Source organism: Streptomyces sp. NPDC021096, from assembly GCF_040641275.1.
Classification (GTDB): domain Bacteria; phylum Actinomycetota; class Actinomycetes; order Streptomycetales; family Streptomycetaceae; genus Streptomyces.
In genome coordinates, this window is the sequence record NZ_JBFADG010000006.1 from 58,843 (window position 1) to 76,739 (window position 17,897).

The following is a 17,897-nucleotide window of genomic DNA, read 5'->3' on the forward strand; positions in this document are numbered from 1 at the left end:
CCTAGGTCATCAACAGTGCGGCAAAAATGGAAGTCTATACGACTACCCGCATCAGTATGCAGATGGGTCTCGTGGGTCAGGCACCGGGTACCGGATCCCGCTCGACCGGACAGCTCATGCAGCGCGGACCGCCCCGGCCCCGGCCCAGCTCGCTGCCGGGGATGGTGATGACCTCGATGCCGTGCTTGCGCAGGAAGGTGTTGGTCGTCGCGTTCCGTTCGTAGGCAACCACCACACCCGGCTCTATGGCCAGCACATTGCATCCGTCGTCCCACTGCTCCCGCTCCGCGGCGTGGACGTCCTGCCGGGCGGTCAGCACCCGGATGGAGTCCAGGCCCAGGGCGGCGGCTATCGCGCGGTGCATGTGCTCCGGCGGGTGGTCGGTGACCTTCAGCTCGCGCTCGCCGACGCCGGGCTCGATGGTGTACGAGCGGAGCATGCCCAGGCCCGCGTACTGGGTGAACGTATCGCCGTCGACCATGGTCATCACGGTGTCCAGGTGCATGAACGCCCGTCCCTTGGGCATGTCCAGCGCCACGATCGTACGGGCCGACCCGGCCGCGAACAGCCCGCGGGCCAGCATCTCCACCGCCTGCGGCGTGGTGCGCTCGCTCATCCCGATCAGCACCGCGCCCTCGCCGATGACCAGGACGTCGCCGCCCTCGATCGTCGACGGGTAGGCCGCCTGGCCCTCGCACCAGATGTGGAAGCCGCCCTGGGCGAAGAGCGGGTGATGGCGGTAGACGGCCTCGTAGTGCACGGTCTCGTGCCAACGGGCGGGCCAGCGCATGGCGTTGATGGACACCCCGTCGTAGATCCAGGCGGAGGTGTCCCGGGTGAAGAGGTGATTGGGCAGCGGGTTGAGCAGGAAGTCGTCCTGCTCCATCACATGGAAGCGGACGGAGACCGGCTCGGCGTGCCGTGCGAGGAACTCGCGCTTGGTCATGCCCCCGACGAGCCAGGAGGTCAGCTCCGGCACGGGCATCCCGTCGAAGGCGGCCCGCAGGTGGTCGGTGGCCAGCGGGCCGTACTCCTTCTCGTCGAAGACCCGGTCCAGGACGATCGCCCGGGCGAGGGGGTCGCGCAGGCTCTCCTCCAGCAGGTCCTGGAAGAGGTGCACCTCCACGCCGCGCTCGCGCAGCACGTCGGCGAAGCCGTCGTGCTCGGCGCGGGCGCGGCGCACCCAGAGCACGTCGTCGAAGAGGAGGGCGTCCTTGTTGGACGGTGTGAGCCGCTTCAGCTCCAGGTCGGGGCGGTGCAGGATGACGCGGCGCAGCCGCCCGGCCTCGGAATCGACATGGAATCCCATCTTCCCATCCTGACCTGAACGTGCCGTGATCACTCGGCACGCGGGGCACGGAGTGCCGCCGCGTGCCGGGTGCCCGCGCCGGGCGGGCCCGCTACAGGCGTGGGTCCACCGGCTCGGACTCCAGGGCGAGCACCGCGAAGACCGCCTCGTGGACCCGCCACAGCGGCTCCCCGGCCGCCAGCCGGTCCAGCGCCTCCAGCCCGAGCGCGTACTCGCGCAGGGCCAGGGAGCGCTTGTGGCCGAGGTGGCGTATGCGCAGCCGGGCGAGGTTCTCCGGGCGGGTGTACTCGGGGCCGTAGACGATGCGCAGGTACTCCCGGCCGCGGCATTTGACGCCGGGCTGCACGAGCCTGCCGTCGGTCCCGCGGACGTACGCCGCGAGCGGCTTGACGACCATGCCCTCGCCGCCCTGCCCGGTCAGCTCCAGCCACCACCGGGTGCCCGCGGCGAGCGAGTCCTCGTCCTCGGTGTCGACGACCAGACGGCGGGTGGGGGCGATCAGGCCGGCGGACCCGTCCTCGGGGCAGTCGGCCTCCACGAGCCGGTCGATCAGCGCCAGCTGCTCGTCGTGCGGGAGCGCGGCGAGGCTGCGGCCCTGGGCGGCCAGGACCTGGAACGGAGCCAGCCGGATGCCCTCGGTTCCTTCCCCGGCGCCGCCGCCCACCGGCCAGCAGTAGCGCCCGTAGGCCCGGGTGAAGGCGGCGGCGTCCTCGGCGCGCTCGCGCTGGCGGCCGAGCAGGCCGGAGACGTCCACGCCGCGTGCGACGGCCGCCTCCAGGGCCGCGAGGACCTCGGGGAAGGCCGTACGGGAGGCGGCGCCCACGGCCGCGTACTGGTGGCGCAGCAGCCCGGCCGCCTTGAGCGACCAGGGCATCAGCTCGGCGTCCAGCAGCAGCCAGTCGGTGTCGAGGTCCTCCCACAGGCCGGCGCCCGTGACGGCTTCGCCCAGCCGGGTCAGCACGCGCCCGGCCGGGCCTGCGTCGTCGAAGAACGGCCGGCCCGTGCGGGTGTACACCGCGCCCGGCAGGCCCTCGCCGGTGCGGAAGCGCTCGCGCGCCACCTCCGCGTCCCGGCACAGGAGGACCACCGCGCGCGAGCCCATGTGCTTCTCCTGGCAGATCACCTGGCGCACCCCGTCCGCGCGGTACGCGGCGAAGGCCTCCGCCGGGTGCTCCAGATAGCCCTCCTCCTTCGAGGTGGCGCACGGGGCCATGGTCGGCGGGAGGTAGACGAGCTGGTGGGGGTCGACGGCGAAGCGGCTCATGACCTCCAGGGCCGCCGCGGCGTTCTCCTCCTTGACCGCCACCCGGCCCAGGTGCCGGGTCTCCACGACGCGGCGCCCGGTGACGTCGGCGAGGTCGAGCGGGCGGCCGTCGGCCCCACCGGGCGCCTCGGCCGCCAGCGGCTTGACGGGCTCGTACCAGACCCGCTCGGCGGGTACGTCCACGAGCTCGCGCTCGGGCCAGCGCAGGGCGGTCAGCCTGCCGCCGAAGACCGCGCCGGTGTCCAGGCAGATGGTGTTGTTGAGCCAGGTCGCGGTCGTGGTGGGGGTGTGGCCGTAGACCACGGCGGCGCGGCCCCGGTAGTCCTCCGCCCAGGGGTAGCGCACGGGCAGGCCGAACTCGTCGGTCTCGCCGGTCGTGTCGCCGTACAGCGCGTGCGAGCGGACCCGGCCGGAGGTGCGGCCGTGGTACTTCTCCGGCAGCCCCGCGTGGCAGACGACCAGGGAGCCGCCGTCGAGGACGTAATGGCTGACGAGGGACGCGATGAACTGCCGCGCCCGCTCGCGGAACTCCGGGTCCCGCTCCGCCTCCCGCTCCAGCTGCCCGACGGTCTCGGCGAGGCCGTGCGCGACGTTGACCTGCCGGCCTTCCAGGAAGCGGCCCAGTTTGTTCTCGTGGTTGCCGGGGACGCACAGGGCGTGCCCGGCGGCGACCATGCCCATGACCAGGCGCAGCACGCCGGGGCTGTCGGGGCCGCGGTCGACGAGGTCACCGACGAAGACGGCGGTGCGCCCCTCGGGGTGCGCCGCGTCCACCGGGCGGCCCGTCTCGTCGCGGACGAGGGCGTAGCCCAGGGCGGTGAGCAGGCTCTCCAGCTCGGAGCGGCAGCCGTGGATGTCACCGATGATGTCGAAGGGGCCGGTGAGGTGCCGCAGGTCGTTGAAGCGCCGCTCCCGGACCACCTCGGCCGCCGCCACCTGCTCGGCGCCGCGCAGGACGTGCACCCTGCGGAAGCCCTCGCGCTCCAGCTGGCGCAGGGAGCGGCGCAGTTCGCGCTGGTGGCGCTGGATGACGCGGCGGGCGAGCCCGGCCCGCTCGGGACGGGCGGCGTTGCGCGCGGCGCAGACGTCCTCCGGGACGTCGAGGACGATGGCCACGGGCAGCACATCGTGCTCGCGGGCCAGCCGCACGAGCTGTTTCCTGGGCTCGGACTGCACATTGGTGGCGTCGACGACGGTCAGCCGTCCGGCCGCGAGCCGCTTGCCGACGATGTAGTGCAGGACGTCGAAGGCGTCCTTGCTCGCGCTCTGGTCGTTCTCGTCGTCGCTGACCAGGCCGCGGCAGAAGTCGCTGGAGACGGTCTCCGTGAGCTTGAAGTGGCGCGCGGCGAAAGTGGACTTGCCGGAGCCGGTGGCGCCGACGAGGACCACGAGGGACAGATCGGGTACGGCGAGGGGGATGCTCGTCGTGGTCATACGGCCTCCGCCTCCTTCGGGGTCTCGTGCTTGCGGAAGACGGACATCTGGGTCGGCGGCCCCACCTCGGGGTCGTCCGGGCCCACGGGGGCGAACTCCACGTCGTAACCGTGCCGCTCGGCCACCTTCCCCGCCCAGGCGCGGAACTCCTCGCGGGTCCACTCGAAGCGGTGGTCCGCGTGGCGCACCTGCCCGGCGGGCAGGGACTCCCAGCGGACGTTGTACTCCACGTTGGGGGTGGTCACCACGACCGTCGCCGGGCGGGCCGCGCCGAAGACGGCGTGCTCGAGCGCGGGCAGCCGGTCCGGGTCGACGTGCTCGACGACCTCGCTGAGCACGGCCGCGTCGTACCCGGCGAGCCGCCGGTCGGTGTAGGCGAGCGAGCCCTGCGTCAGCGTCACCCGGGCGGCCTGCCGCTCCGCCATCCGGTCCAGGCCCAGCCGCCGCGAGGCCTCCTTCAGGGCGCGGACCGACACGTCCACGCCCACGATCTCCGTGAAGCGCACGTCCTTGAGCAGCTCCCCCACCAGCCGGCCCTGACCGCACCCCAGGTCGAGCACGCGCGCCGCTCCGGCCCGCCGCAGCACCCCGAGGACCGCCTCGCACCGCTGGACGGCCAGCGGTACGGACGGCGCGTCCTGCCCCTCTTCGCACGCCGGGGCCTCGGTGTCGAGCTCCTCCGCCTCGGTGTCGTCGGCCTCGGCGAGGCGGGCGAGGGCGAGCCGGTCGAGCGCGTCATCGGTCAGGGACCGGCGGCGGGCCAGATAGCGATGGGTGATCAGGCGCTGTTCGGGGTGGTTCTCCAGCCACCCCTCACCGGAGCGCAGCAGCTTCTCGACCTCGTCCGGCGCCACCCAGTAGTGCTTGCCGTCGTCGAGCACGGGCAGCAGCACATACAGCTGGCGCAGGGCGTCGGCCAGCCGCAGCTCGCCCTCCAGCACCAGCGAGACATAGTGCGAGGCGCCCCACTCGGGGAAGCGCTCGTCGAGCTCCACCGGCCGGGCCGTGACCGTCCAGCCCAGCGGCGCGAAGAGCCGCTCCACCAGAGCCGCGCCGCCCCGCGCCGGCAGGACGGGCACCTCGATGCGCAACGGCAGGCTCTGCCCGGGCAGTTCGGGCCGGGCCGTGCACTGTCCCTTCATCGCGCTGGAGAAGACGCTGCCGATGGCCACGGCCAGCAGCGAGGACGCCGTGTAGGGGCGGTCGTTGACGTACTGCGCCAGCGCGGAGTCGGGTGCACCACCGCGCCCCTTGTCCTTGCCGCGCCGGACCAGCGCCACCGCGTCGACCTCGAGCAGCAGCGCCACCGTGCAGCGCTCCGCGCTCGCCTCGGGGTAGAGGACGTGCGCGGTGCCATGGGAGGTGGAGAACCGCTGCGCCTTGTCCGGATGCTTGTGCAGCAGGAATCCGAGGTCGGTCGCGGGGCGCCCGGGAGCGCCGGAGGTGCTGATCGTCAGGAACACCCGGCCGATTATCCCGGCGCGACCGGCCCGTTTCCTATGGGTTTTCCAGCAGCTCGGCCAGTTCGGCGATCCGCTCCGGCCCGACGCGACAGCAGCCGCCGATGAGCCGGGCCCCCGCGGCCCGCCAGACGCCGACCCGTGCGGGGTCGAACGTGGGCCGCCCCTGCCAGTCCCGTGCCCGCGCATCCCATCCCTCCCCGCTGTTCGGATAGACCACCACTGGCTTGCCCGTCACTTCGGCCGCGATCCGCACGGCCCCGTCCGCGTCGGCCGGCTCGCAGCAGTTGACGCCGACGGCGACGACCTGGTCGTTCCCGGCGGCCACCGCGAAGGCCTCCTCGAGCGGCTGTCCCGCCCGGGTGCTGCCGCCCGCCACGCTGTAGGACAGCCAGACCGGCACCCCGCAGCCGCGCACCGCCGCGAGCAGCGCCCGCGCCTCGTCCACGTCCGGGACCGTCTCCAGCGCGAGCACGTCCGGCCCGGCGGCGGCCAGCGTCTCGATCCGCGGCCGGTGGAACCGCTCCAGCTCCGCCACGCTCAGCCCGTACCGCCCCCGGTACTCGCTGCCGTCCGCGAGCATCGCCCCGTACGGCCCGACGGACGCGGCCACCCAAACCTCCCGCGCCACCCGCCCGGCCGCCCTCCGCGCCAGCTCCACGCTCCGCCCCAGCAGCGCCGCCGCCTCCCGGCGCCCGATCCCCCGCCGGGCGAAGCCCTCGAACGTGGCCTGGTAGCTGGAGGTGATGAGCACACGCGCCCCGGCCCGTACATAGGCCGTGTGCGCCGCCTCGATCTGCTCGGGCGCGTCGGCGAGCAGCCGGGCCGACCACAGCTCGTCGGAGAGGTCACAGCCCTGTGCCACGAGTTGATTGGACAGCCCCCCGTCCAGGACGAGCGGCCCGCGCGCGAGCGCCTCGGCGAGGGGTGTGGTGGAGGGTGTGGTGGCCATCGGGGGATCCTCCGCGGTGTCCTGGTGCGGGCCGGCGGTCGCCTCGGCGGCCGTCGGGCCCCATCCTGCCCCCTCCCTCCCGCCTTTTCGAACACCCGTCAACCGACGGCACCGGCACCGTCCGGCTCACTCCTGCCGGGTGAAATTCCCCGGCGCCCACGGGCCGGCGCGGCATCCGCCAGTGTCCGGACGCGCCCGGTGGTCGTTGGCTCGGGCGGAGCCGGACCGCCCGGCCCGCGCACCGGTGTCCGCTGCCGGAGGCGACGATCGCAACGCCGCCCTCCCCCACCGGGAGGGCGAGGGCCGAGGAGGCCACCATGACCCAGGAAGCCGTGCCCGACGAGGCAGTGCCCACCCAGGCCGCTTCCCAGCAGCAGAGCGCACCCAAGGGCCTGCTGCAGCAGATGGAGGAGCTGATGGCGGCGCTCAACGCCGATCTGACGCAGCTCGACGCCGACCTTCAGTCGTCGGACCGGCCGTCCACGACCGGCCCCGCCGAGCAGACCCCGCACCAGGGCGGCGCCGGCACGGACTGACGTACACCCCGCGGGCATCCACGCACCCGCGCTCCGCGCCTTCCTCATGCGGCACCTCCCCGCTCACGCAGGGCGAGCCGTCTGAGCAGTCCGCCTATCCGGTCCGTCGTCTCGTCGGCGGCGTCGATCCCTTCGATGCACTGCCAGTAGACGGCATCCTCCTCGCAGGCGCAGGCCACGCCCACCAGGGCTATGCCCACCTCACCCAGGAGCTCGGCGAGGCGCGTCAGCACCGTCCAGGCGTCGCGCACTTCGGTGAGCTGTGCCGCCCGTAAGCCTCCGGCGCGCGACGCCGTCCGGCAGAGCCCGCCGGAGGCCCGGCAGCCCGCCTCGCTCAGACCCCGGGCCGCCGCGCGCGCCTCGAAGGGCCCCTGGACCGCGAGATGACTGCCGACGGCTTCCGCCAGCGCCTGCGCCTGCCAGGCCTCGACGACGATGTCCTGAACCGTCCTGGCCTGCGCCAGGGCGTGCCTCGTGGCTTCGATCAGCCGCGCTGCCTCCATGACCGTCCCCCATACTTCCCGTCCGCCCGCTCTCACTACCCAGAGTGATGACTAACCGCCGGAAAAGCCAGGGGAATTCAGAAATCTGTGGATACCAGATGCGGTGTGGATATCCCCATCACTCCGGAGAGTGACCATCACCATGATCCGCTCCCCCGCCGCCCGGCTGCCCCGGTGCCGGAAATCGCCGCTCATTTCGGTCGATCTTCGCCGACAGCGCCGCCAGAGCGTCGATCCCCAGCACATCGCAGAACTGCAGCAGGTACGCCAGGACGTCCGCGACCTCGTCCTCCACCCGGTGCGCCGTCGCGGGCGTCTCCATCACGCGCGCCGACTGTTCGGGCGTCAGCCACTGGAAGATCTCCACCAGTTCGGACGCCTCGACGCTCAGCGCCGAGGCAAGGTTCTTGGGCGTGTGGAAGGGCTGCCAGTCGCGCGCGGCCGCGAACGCGGCCAGCCGGCGCTGCAGCGCCGGGAGGTCGAGGGGCTGCTCGGGAAGACGGTGCTGAGGGTGTTCGGTCACGCCCCCAGGTCTACCATCGACACCCCTGGCACCTCTTCCACCGCTTCCCCCGTCGAACCTCGCACCGTCCCCACCAGTCTGATGTGCCCCCGCTCGCACATCCGCGCCGCCAGCCCCAGCAGTTCCCGTGACTGCCGTGGATCGAGGCACCGGTCGAGGCCGTCCGCCAGGACGGTCAGCACCTGCCGCGCCGGCAGCACCTCGGCGGCCTGGTCCATCGCCAGCACCCCGGGCCCCGTCAGCAGCACCAGACACAGCGCCAGATAGCGCAGCTCCCCGTCACCGAGCCGCTCCAGGGGCGTCGCCGCACCGGACTGCCGCGCCAGCACCGCCCGTACGAAGCCGCCGTCCAGGCCCTGCACCGCCACCCCCTCGACCGCTCCCCGGCACCCGGCGCCGGCCGCCGTGACCAGGGCCGCGTGCCGGGTGACGCATTCGTGGCGCGTACGGCCCAGCACCGCGGCAACGTTGTCGCACGCGCCGCGCAGCAGCCCGTCGCGTGCGGCGACCGGGGCGCGCATCAGCTCGGGCCGCGGGTCGCAGGGGAAGACCGAACGCAGGGCGAGCACCACCTGCTCGGCCGCGTCGAGGACCATCCGCTGCCCGGCGGTCTTGCCCGCGACCCGCAGCGGCAGCAGTGCCGTGCCCAGCCGGTCGTCGGGCAGCGGGGCCCGGGTGACGGGCACCGAGCCCGCCGTGTGCCAGGCCGCCTCCACCCTCGGCAGCCCCGGGTCGCGCAGGGCGGTGGACAGCAGCGTCCGCCCGGAACCGGTCAGCCGTTCACCGACGACCCGCAGTTCGGGCTCCGCCTGCACGGCCACGTCCAGCCGGACCGGCCCCGCCGGCCCCTCCACCGTGCAGCCGATGCGGAAGCCGCGCCGCCCCTGCTCGTCGGGCCGGGCGCCCTGCGGTACGCACGCACCGGCGCCGCCGGCCACGGGGGCGAGCGCCTCGTCGAGGGTGTCGCCTCCCGCGAGCCGCGCGAGGGCCTCGTAGGCCTGGAGGGCGCTGGACTTGCCGCTGCCGCTCGCCCCCCGGAACAGGGTCAGCGGGCCGAGCGGATAGACGGCGTTGCGGTGCGATTTGAAGGCGGAAAGCCGCAGTTCGGTGACGGCCGGGCGCTGAAGCTGGGTGGCTGCGTCCATGCCGGGACCGTATGCGGCGGCGACTCAGCCAAACCGTTTCAGCTGATCATTCTTCCTACGATCGGGGTACCCCGAGGCCACCTCCGTCCCTTCGGGCGCGAGCAGAAAGACATTCGTGTCGACCCGGTGCATACCGCTGCCCAGCCCGAAGACGACACCGCTGGAGAAGTCCAGGATCCGCCTGGCGACGTCGGAGTCGGCGCTCGTGAGATCCAGCAGCACCGGGATCCGGGCGATCAGGTACTCGGCGACCTCGCGCGCGTCCGCGAAGACCTGCACGCGGAGCACGACGAGCCGCCGCTGGTTCTGCTCGGGCTCCTCCTCGGGCAGCGCCCGGTGGTCGGGCCAGGACGGCCATGTCTGATGTCCGCGCAACGGGACGACCTCGGCCAGTCCCTGCCACTGCTCGTCGGTGGCCTCGGACCTGTTCACCGGATCACACCCTTCCGGGGAACGTGCTGGCTATGTACATCCCGCGATTTTAGGGGGAAACACCCCCGTTAGGCCCAATGACACGCGCCGCTCCCCGACGGGGGACACCCTCGAAGGAGAGAGCGAACCTCACGACGTCGCGGCGGCCGGGGGCCGGTGCTGGACGGTGTCGGCGAAGGCGTGCACGGCACGGGTCCGCAGGGCCCGGTGCAGTCGCAGCAGGTGCCGGATCTCGCGGTGCACGGTGGACTCGCTGGCGTGCACCTCCGGCAGCAGGTCCTTGTCGAGCTCGTGGTGGAGCTTGGTCGCACCGGCCAGCGCGTCGCGCCGGGTGGCCTCGATCCAGCACGCCGCGGCCAGCAGCCGTTCGCGTTCGCGGTGGCCGGCTTCGGCGGCCTTGCTCGACGCTTCCTCCAGGAGCCGCGGCGAGGCCCAGCCGTCGTGCAGGAACGTGATGCTGTCGCGAATGTCGATGACGCGCTGGTGGAGCTGCTCCCAGGCGTTGCTGAACGTCAGCACGTCCGCGGTCCGCGACCGCGGGGTCATCACCACCAGCTCGGGGGTCGCCTCGCGCAGCAGCATCCACAGTCCGTACAGGCGCTGCCTGCGGTACCAGTACAGGGCCGCCTTGCGCAGTGGCTCGAGCGCGGCCAGCGAGCATCCGAGGGCGACGAGGACGAAGCGGGTGAAGGAGCACCAGAAGCCGACCAGGGCGAGCGTGGGCGGCGCCTCGGTGAACCACCGCACGGCACGGATGACCAGGTAGGGCAGCTCGGCGGTGGTGCCGACGGCGAGCGCCAGCATGCTCAGGCGCAGTACGGGGCTGCGCATGGTGATGCCGTGGCGCCAGAAGAGGGCGCCCGCCCCCACCGCCGTGACCAGTCCGAAGGTGATCCAGGCGACGGCGTAGCCGGCCCACCAGCCGTGGGCCTGGGCCCCGAAGCGGTCGGCGGCGGGCGTGACGACGAAGAAGGCCAGGGCGAGGGCGGCCATGGTGGCCGCGCTCACCGCGGGGGCGCGGCGCAGCCAGAGGGGGGTGGCATGGCCCGCCCGGTGCAGGGCGACCGCGAACCACCAGACCGCGGCGAAGTCGGTGAGCGCGACCAGGGCGACGGCGAGTTCGCCCGCCTTGGCCACGCCGGTGGTGCTGTCGAACCAGCGCCCCACCGGGGCCTGGATCATCAGTGAACCGGTCGCCAGGACCAACAGCACGACCCAGACGGGTCGTTGGGGTGCGCGCCAGAGAGCGGAGATCCGCAGGACCAGAACGGTCCATACGATGAAGAGGATGACCCCGCGCAGGGTCTCGACCCAGGACGGCACATTATGCAAAGCCGGCTCCGAGCAGCTGTTCGGCGCGGCGCTCCACGGCGCTGACGCTCTTCGGCCGCAGCTGGCCCGCCTTCTTCAGGACCATGGTGGAGAACGTCTCGGCGAGCTCCTCCTCGGCGTTGCTGCACGGCTTGCCGCTCGCGGGCTGCTCGCCCCCGTCAGCCGGAGCCGCAGCCTGGGACTCACCCACCAGTTCCTCGGGCGGCTTCCCGTGGCCGGCCAGCATGTGGCATATCTCGTGCAGGACGATGTGGTCGCGGTAGTAACCGGTGGCGGACGAGCGGTAGATGATGCGATCGCCGGACCCGTCGTCGAACCACAGCCCGAAGGGCATGGCCGGCAGGTCCATCGGGTGCAGCGTCAGTGGACGGCCCCGCGACTGCGCCAGGGAGCGGCACAAGACTTCGACGTCCCACGGGCGGGGAAGGTCGGGGAGTCTCATGACGAGCTCTTCGGCTTCGGCCCGCACATGCTTACCAGTCATGGGCTTACCTCTTCCTTGCGTAGGCGGGCATCGCCGACTCATCACTCTCCGATGGGGTAGTACGACCTGTTCCGGCTCTCGCGGAATCATCTCCCGACGCGCCGTACCCCACCGTGGTGACTCCCCCAAGTCCCCCGCCTGTCCGATCAGCTGTTCAACTGTACATCGCAGTGGACACATGGGGAACGATCTGATAGCCGTGGGCCGATTCCTGCTGGTTTCATGCCTGTACGCCGCGCGCGGTGCACCGCCGGGCCTGCCGACACCTCGACGACACTTGGAGCTACGTCCGTGGACGATTCCCGCTCGGCCATACGCGCCGCCCGCTTATTCGACGGAGTCACCGCGCACGACGGCCCGGTCATGGTCCTGGTCGACGGCGGGCGGATCACCGACGTCGACCTCACCGGCGCCAACCCGCCGGAGGGCGTGGCCGTGACGGACCTGGGGGACGTCACACTGCTGCCGGGGCTGGTGGACGCGCACAGCCATCTTGTCTTCGATCCGAGCGGGCCCACCGAGCAGCAGATGGTCCACGACGACGACGCCACCGTGCTGGCCCGGATGCGGGAGCACGCCGCGCGCGCCCTGCGGGCCGGGATCACCACCGTGCGCGACCTCGGCGACCGCGGGTACCTCGCGCTGCGGCTGCGCGAGGAGTACGCGGACGGGGCGCTGGGGCCGCAGATCCTCGCGGCCGGGCCGCCCATCACGCGCGGCGGCGGGCACTGCTGGTACCTCGGCGGTGAGGCCGACGGCACCGAGCAGGCGGTGGCGGCGGTCGAAGCCCGCGCCCGCAGGGGGACGGACCTCGTCAAAATCATGGCGACCGGGGGGATGTCCACCAGGGGGTCGGATCCGGGAGGGGCGCAGTACAGCCTGGCGGAACTGCGGGCGGTCACGCGGACCGCGCACGGACTGGGCCTGCCGGTCACCGCGCACGCGCACGCGGCCTCGGGCATAGCCGATGCCGTGGCGGCCGGTGTCGACGGCATCGAGCACTGCACGTTCATGACGCCGTCGGGGGTGCGGATGGATCCCGCGACGGTCGACGCCATGGCCGCGGCGGGCACGTTCGTCGGCTGCACGGTCGTCAAACCCCGCGCGGGCATGCCCGACGAGGTGCTGCGGACCATCGAGCCGTACTGGGAGAACCAGGCCTCCATGCACCGCCGCGGCGTGCGCGTCGTCTGTTGCACCGACGCCGGCATCAACCCGCACAAGCCGCACGACGTGCTCCCCGGCGACCTGGTCTATTTCGCCTCGCAGGTCGCCACCAACACCGAGGCGCTGGTCTCGGTCACCTCCCTGGCCGCCGAGTCCTGCGGCCTGGCCGGCCGCAAGGGGCGCGTCGCCGCCGGGTACGACGCCGATCTGCTGGCCGTGGCCGGCGATCCCGTCCGTGACATCGGCGCGATCCGTGCGGTCCGGGCGGTCCACCGCGCCGGGCTGCCGGCGTTCCGGGAGCCATGACGGCCGGCTGATGCGGGGCGGCGAAACCTTCCCGCGTCAGCCAGGATGAACAGGCCAATACCCATCGAACGAGTTTCAGTTGCGCCCGATATCTGGCAAAGTGTGGGTGGCCCCACAGTCGTCGGAGGTCAACCGGCGCATTCACTGGTGCCATGCAAAAGGGGGGCAGCAGCCCATGAACGGCGAGAGGGACGGACAGGCCCGGCGCAAGCTGACGGTGGCGGAGAAGCTCGACCACCTGATCACATTGCGCGCCGAGTTGAGCGAGGACGGCAAACCGTCCTACAAAGCGCTCGCTGCGGCTATCGCGGCCCAGTCGGGGGAGACGTTCTCCGGCCCGTATCTGTGGCAGCTGCACCGCGGTGAACGCACGAATCCCACCTTGCGCCATCTGGTGGCGATGGCACGGTATTTCGAGGTGCCCGTCTCCTATTTCACCGACGACGACGTCGCGCGGAGAATGATCGACGAGGAACTCCTGGCCAGTCGTGAGCTGGACCGGTCCATGGCCGAGGCGGGGGTGAGCGCGCTGTTTCTCCGCGGCAATCTCGCGGCCCTGTCCCCGGAAGGCAAGCGCATGGCCGCGGACATGATCCGGCAGCTGCGTGACCTGGAGCAGTGCGCGAAGGAGTCTCCGTCCCCTCCACCCACCTGAGCCCGGGGCGGTGGCATGATGCGACACGGGTACGAGGTGGTGTGCCCTCCTGTCCGGACGAGCCACGGGGAGCGGGCCGAGATGCACTGGAGGCGTCTGCGTCGGCAATGCCGCAAGGTGATCAGCGGCATCCCCCTGCCGGAACCTTTCTCCGCCCAGGAGCTCTGCGCCCGCCTGTCGGCCGAACGGGCCCGTCCCCTGCATCTGTTGCCGCTGCCGACGCCGACGGTCCCGGGCACGCCGTCGGGCATGTGGCTGGTCACCGAACGCGGCGACTATGTCTTCTACGACGCGCAGACCAGCCCCCTGCACCAGGAGCACATCATCATGCACGAGATCGGCCACATGGTGTGCGACCACCGCTCGCAGGGTGACGAGCAACGGCTGTTCCGGCACCTCGACATCACCGACCCGCAGTCGATCCGGCAGGTGCTGCCCCGGCTGCGCTACTCCGACGAGCAGGAACAGGAAGCGGAGATGATCGCCACCCTCATCCTGGAGGCGGCCGGCCGGCTGCCCGCACCGAGCCGGCTCTCGGGGATGCTGGGCGGACTGGAGTCCGCCATGGGGCTGCGCGGCCTGCGCACCACGGGAGCGTCATGCTCGCGTGGTTAGAGACCACGGGCATCGCCGCCCTGTGGGTCGTGGCGACCGCCCGTGCTCCGCAGGGCCTGCGCGACCGGTCCCAACGGCCCCTGTGGCTGGCCATCGTCATGATCGCGCTCGCGATGTCGATCCACCTGGAACCGGTCACCGCCGCACTGGGACACCTGGTGCCGGACGAGCACTGGATCGACCTGACCAAACATTTGTTCAGCATCATCGACGCGGCCGCCGTGCTGTGGTTCATCTTCGGCGCCGCGGACCGCCACCGCCATACGGCCCTGGTGTTCTGCACCGCCGCCACCGTCATGTCCGCCCTGGTGCTCCTGGACCTGGGGGCGCCCGGGCACGCCCGCAACCAGATCGCCGGATCGGCGGCGACGCCGGGCGTGCCCCTCGCCTACTGGTGGCTCTTCTTCCTCTTCCATCTGATGGCGGACACCACCTGCGGAGTGGTGTGCTGGCGCTACGGCCGGCAGGACACCCCGCGGCTCCTGCGCCTGGGGCTGCGGCTGTTCGGCACCGGCACCCTGCTGGCGTCCCTGCTGTGGGTGCTCAAGCTCGTCTATCTGCACACGCGGTCGACGGCCGTCTGCCTCTGGTTCTCCCCCGTCACCGGCGTGGAGGCCTGGTTCATGGCGATCGGCGCCGCGCTGCCGGTGGTCATCCAGCTGCGCGCCCACCGCCGCTACCGGCGCACCTACCGGCGGCTCGCCCCCTTGTGGCACGACCTGACCGCCGCCAGCCCCGATGTCGTCCTCACCCCGGACAACCGCCTGTGGGAGGCGGCGATGCCCCTCCAACTGCGGTTGTACCGGCGCGTGATCGAGATCAGGGACGCGATGATCGTGCTGCGCAACTACGTCACCCCGGCCGCGCTCGAGGCCGTGCACCGGCACGTCGCCGAGCAGGCCGTCCCCGAGCATCTGGTCAACGCCCACGTCACGGCCTGCTGGCTCACCGCGGCCCTGGACGCCCGGTGCAACGGACGGCCCCCGCACTCCCAGACGGTCAACCTCGCCGGACCGGCGGCGAACGACCTCACGGACGAGATCGGCCATCTGCTGCGGGTCGCCGACGCCTACCGGTCGCCGTCCCTGCGGGCGTACAAGGCGGCGCTGTCCGCCGCGGCCTCCTAGCGGCGACGCCCGGGGCGGCCGCGGCGCGCGGTGCTCAGATGGCCGGCCGGAAGAAGAACGTCTTACGGCGCAGGATCTTGCCGTCCCGGAGCACATAGGTGTCGGCGAACGCCTCGTCGAGGGCGACGCCGTCCCTGCTGCTGCCCAGGAAGCGGCCCCAGCAGGCCACCGCCCCGGTGCCGCCCGCCACATGGTCCACGTGGTGGCGTCCGGCGGCGATGATGCGCTCGTGCTCGTAGAACCGGCGGATGCGCTCCAGGCCCTCCAACGGCTCGTACCCGGGACGCTCGTAGACGGCGTCCTGGTCGAACACCGAGGCGAGGTCGTCCCAGTGGCGGTTGTCGATGACGTGGAAGAGGTCGCCGACCAGGACGTCGGCTGAGCGCTCGGCGGGCGGTGTGGTCATGATGTCCCCCTGGTGTTCTTCTGGTGTGCTGCGGATGCGGCGGCGACGTCAGCCGACGTCGGCCAGGACCTTCTCGAAGGCGACGGACAGCCGGTCCACGGCTTCCCGTCGTTGCGCGTCGTCGAGCGAGGCGTAGGACAGCCGCAGCAGGTGCGACCCGTCCCGCTCGACGCAGAAGTGGGCGCCGGGGACGAACGTCACGCGCTCGGCCAGCGCCTTGGCGTACAGCGCCTCCGCGGTGACGCGGTCGTCGTCCACCGTGCACCACAGGAACAGGCCGCCGCGCGGCTCGCCGAAGGAGAGCCGGGGCAGGCGCTCGCGCAGCAGGGCCGCCAGCGCCTGGGCCTTGTCGCGGTACAGACCGCGCAGCCGCTCGGTGTGCCGGGGCAGGAAGTCCGCGTCGGCCAGCAGGTCGGCGAGCACGTACTGGCCGAGGGTGTTGGTCTGCAGGTCGCCGCACTGCTTGGCGGCGACCAGCTCGGGGATCAGCGCGGCGGGGGCGACGAGCCCGGCCACGCGCAGGCCCGGGCAGAGCGTCTTGGACAGGCTCATCAGCCGGATCACACGGTCGCTGTGCACGTCCACGGAGGGCAGGCGCTCGCCGGTGAACGTCAGGGCGGCGTACGGGTCGTCCTCCACGATCAGGAAGCCGTAGCGGTCGGCGAGTGCGGCCAGGTGCACGCGGCGCTCCGCGCTGAGGACCGCGCCGGTGGGGTTGTGGAAGTTCGGCACGACGTAGACGAGCTTGCACCGGGCGCCGGCCGCGAGCCGCTCCTCCAGGAGGTCGGTCCGTATCCCGTCGCTGTCGCCGGGAACGGCCAGCAGGTGGGCTCCGGCGCGCTGGAAGACCTGGACGGCGCCCAGGTAACTGGGGTCGTCCAGCGCCACCGTGTCGCCCTCGTCCAGCAGCGCCTGGGCCACCAGGTCCAGCCCCTGCTGGCTGCCGCTGGTGACCATGACCCGGGACGCGGGCACGGTGGCGCCCGTGGCGCTCGCCTGGTGGGCCAGCGCCTCGCGCATCGCCGGCAGGCCCTCGGTCGGCCCGTACTGCAGGGCGCCGGTTCCGGAACGGGCCATGACCTGGCCCATGACATCGGTGATCCGGTCCACCGGGAAGCTCTCGGCCGCCGGAATGCCTCCGGCCAGGGACAGCATGCCCGGCATGGCCGCCGCGGCCAGGATGTCGCGGAGGGCGTCGGAGCGGACCCGGTGGGTGCGCCGGGCCAGCAGCGGCCCGAGCTCCTCCCCACCGAACGGAATACGGGTGTGCGTCACGAGGACTCCTCGGTAGTCGAATGCGCTGCACGCGCGGCGCGGAATGCCGAAGTCGTCTGCGGAGCGGGGACGTTCAGTCCTTGCGGGCGGACTCCGCCGGCTCGTCGGACTCGATCGTTCCGTCCATGTTGATGCCGCGGAAGGACGCCCACACCACGAGGGCGCCGCCGCAGACGACGGCCATGTCGGCGACGTTGAAGACGGGCCAGTTCGGCAGCTGGATCCAGTCCACGACGCGGCCCTCCAGCGGGGCCGGGGCACGGAAGACGCGGTCCACCAGGTTCCCGGCCGCGCCGCCCATTATCAGGCCGAAGGTGACCGCCCAGATGCGGGAGCGGATCCGCAGCGAGAACCAGAGCATGCCGCAGATCACACCGAACTTGACCAGACTGAACAGCCACGTCGAGCCCTCGCCGATGGAGAAGGCCGCGCCCCCATTGGTCACCAGGCTGAACCGGAGCAGACCGCCGAGGACCCGCACCGGTTCGTCGGCGGAGAAGTGCGCCAGCGCGATCTGCTTGGTGACGAAATCCAGCACCAGCGGCACCAGCGCGACGATGACGACGAGGCCCGTCCGCCGCGGCAGGGCATCGGTGGATTCGCTCGTCGTCATGGGGTTCTCCGTGGTCTGTGCGCTGGTCAATGACGTTCCTCGTGCTGTGTGGTGGCACACCGTCCGCCGGCTCGCCGAGCACCCTGGCGGCGCACGAGCAGTGTAGGCCAGCCCCAAGCGGCACAACCGTTCGTATCCGATCCCGCCTTCGGGCGTTGACCTGGCGTTTTTCCTTCCGTCGACCTCCCTCGAGGCTCGATCAACTGAGGGCGTCGTGATCGATATTTCGCCAAGGCGGAGGCGGAGGAGGCCCGGCCGACCGGCCGGGACGCGACCGTCTCACCCGCCCCTTTCCGGACACCCGGGCCACTGTCGCCGAGTGGAACGTTCCTTCATGGGGCATTTTTCCCCGTACCGTC

General features: G+C 72.1%; 18 protein-coding genes. 5 read left to right on the top strand and 13 right to left on the bottom strand.

Going from position 1 to position 17,897, the window contains the following annotated elements; all coding sequences use genetic code 11:
• Positions 1-76 precede the first annotated feature (76 nt).
• The 4 genes from AB0G59_RS11995 to mmuM form a co-directional block, all read right to left on the bottom strand.
• Positions 77-1,309 carry an arginine deiminase gene (locus AB0G59_RS11995; protein WP_360910582.1) on the bottom strand — a complete coding sequence of 411 codons (1,233 nt, stop codon included), beginning with the start codon at positions 1,307-1,309 and terminating at the stop codon, positions 77-79.
• Positions 1,310-1,400: 91 nt separating this feature from the next.
• Positions 1,401-4,007, bottom strand: coding sequence for a polynucleotide kinase-phosphatase (locus tag AB0G59_RS12000; protein ID WP_360910584.1), 2,607 nt, complete (start codon positions 4,005-4,007; stop codon positions 1,401-1,403).
• Positions 4,004-5,470, bottom strand: coding sequence for a 3' terminal RNA ribose 2'-O-methyltransferase Hen1 (locus tag AB0G59_RS12005; protein ID WP_360910586.1), 1,467 nt, complete (start codon positions 5,468-5,470; stop codon positions 4,004-4,006). Before AB0G59_RS12005 ends, AB0G59_RS12000 begins: the two co-directional genes overlap by 4 nt.
• A gap of 34 nt (positions 5,471-5,504) precedes the next feature.
• Positions 5,505-6,419, bottom strand: a complete 915-nt coding sequence (mmuM, locus tag AB0G59_RS12010; RefSeq protein ID WP_360910588.1) for a homocysteine S-methyltransferase — start codon at positions 6,417-6,419, stop codon at positions 5,505-5,507.
• A 317-nt stretch (positions 6,420-6,736) separates the two neighbouring features.
• Between mmuM and AB0G59_RS12015 the strand changes: the two genes are divergently transcribed.
• The gene (locus AB0G59_RS12015) at positions 6,737-6,955 is read left to right on the top strand and encodes a hypothetical protein (RefSeq protein WP_360910590.1); all 219 of its coding nucleotides are present in this window, start codon (positions 6,737-6,739) and stop codon (positions 6,953-6,955) included.
• A 44-nt stretch (positions 6,956-6,999) separates the two neighbouring features.
• Here the strand turns inward: AB0G59_RS12015 and AB0G59_RS12020 are convergent, their stop codons facing one another.
• From AB0G59_RS12020 to AB0G59_RS12045, 6 genes are all read right to left on the bottom strand, one after another.
• The gene (locus AB0G59_RS12020) at positions 7,000-7,458 is read right to left on the bottom strand and encodes a DUF6099 family protein (RefSeq protein ID WP_360910592.1); all 459 of its coding nucleotides are present in this window, start codon (positions 7,456-7,458) and stop codon (positions 7,000-7,002) included.
• Positions 7,459-7,576: 118 nt separating this feature from the next.
• Complete coding sequence (locus AB0G59_RS12025; RefSeq protein WP_360910594.1) at positions 7,577-7,981, bottom strand: nucleotide pyrophosphohydrolase; 405 nt, start codon at positions 7,979-7,981, stop codon at positions 7,577-7,579.
• Complete coding sequence (locus tag AB0G59_RS12030; RefSeq protein ID WP_360910596.1) at positions 7,978-9,126, bottom strand: ATP-binding protein; 1,149 nt, start codon at positions 9,124-9,126, stop codon at positions 7,978-7,980. The genes AB0G59_RS12025 and AB0G59_RS12030 overlap by 4 nt, the downstream gene beginning before the upstream one ends.
• A 24-nt stretch (positions 9,127-9,150) precedes the next feature.
• A complete protein-coding gene (locus AB0G59_RS12035; protein ID WP_360910598.1) occupies positions 9,151-9,558 on the bottom strand; it encodes a cell division protein SepF in 408 nt (135 codons plus the stop codon).
• Between the two features lie 129 nt (positions 9,559-9,687).
• On the bottom strand, positions 9,688-10,881 hold the full coding sequence (locus AB0G59_RS12040; protein ID WP_360910850.1) for a DUF6545 domain-containing protein: 1,194 nt from the start codon (positions 10,879-10,881) through the stop codon (positions 9,688-9,690).
• A gap of 1 nt (position 10,882) precedes the next feature.
• Positions 10,883-11,374 (bottom strand): hypothetical protein, encoded by a 492-nt coding sequence (locus AB0G59_RS12045; protein ID WP_360910600.1) that lies wholly within the window; start codon positions 11,372-11,374, stop codon positions 10,883-10,885.
• Positions 11,375-11,665: 291 nt separating this feature from the next.
• Here AB0G59_RS12045 and AB0G59_RS12050 point away from each other — a divergent pair, with 291 nt between their 5' ends.
• The 4 genes from AB0G59_RS12050 (at position 11,666) to AB0G59_RS12065 (ending at position 15,244) form a co-directional block, all read left to right on the top strand.
• The gene (locus AB0G59_RS12050; protein WP_360910602.1) at positions 11,666-12,847 is read left to right on the top strand and encodes an amidohydrolase family protein; all 1,182 of its coding nucleotides are present in this window, start codon (positions 11,666-11,668) and stop codon (positions 12,845-12,847) included.
• 175 nt (positions 12,848-13,022) lie between these two features.
• Complete coding sequence (locus AB0G59_RS12055) at positions 13,023-13,502, top strand: hypothetical protein (RefSeq protein ID WP_071963402.1); 480 nt, start codon at positions 13,023-13,025, stop codon at positions 13,500-13,502.
• A gap of 81 nt (positions 13,503-13,583) precedes the next feature.
• Entirely contained in the window at positions 13,584-14,117 is a 534-nt protein-coding gene (locus AB0G59_RS12060) for a hypothetical protein (protein WP_360910604.1), read from the top strand.
• The gene (locus AB0G59_RS12065) at positions 14,102-15,244 is read left to right on the top strand and encodes an MAB_1171c family putative transporter (protein WP_360910606.1); all 1,143 of its coding nucleotides are present in this window, start codon (positions 14,102-14,104) and stop codon (positions 15,242-15,244) included. Before AB0G59_RS12060 ends, AB0G59_RS12065 begins: the two co-directional genes overlap by 16 nt.
• Positions 15,245-15,278: 34 nt before the next feature.
• Here AB0G59_RS12065 and AB0G59_RS12070 read toward each other — a convergent pair whose 3' ends face one another.
• From AB0G59_RS12070 to lspA, 3 genes are all read right to left on the bottom strand, one after another.
• Entirely contained in the window at positions 15,279-15,650 is a 372-nt protein-coding gene (locus AB0G59_RS12070) for a nuclear transport factor 2 family protein (protein ID WP_360910608.1), read from the bottom strand.
• Between the two features lie 48 nt (positions 15,651-15,698).
• The gene (locus tag AB0G59_RS12075; RefSeq protein ID WP_360910610.1) at positions 15,699-16,925 is read right to left on the bottom strand and encodes a PLP-dependent aminotransferase family protein; all 1,227 of its coding nucleotides are present in this window, start codon (positions 16,923-16,925) and stop codon (positions 15,699-15,701) included.
• Between the two features lie 73 nt (positions 16,926-16,998).
• A complete protein-coding gene (gene lspA / locus AB0G59_RS12080; protein WP_360910612.1) occupies positions 16,999-17,538 on the bottom strand; it encodes a signal peptidase II in 540 nt (179 codons plus the stop codon).
• Between the last annotated feature and the right edge of the window lie 359 nt (positions 17,539-17,897).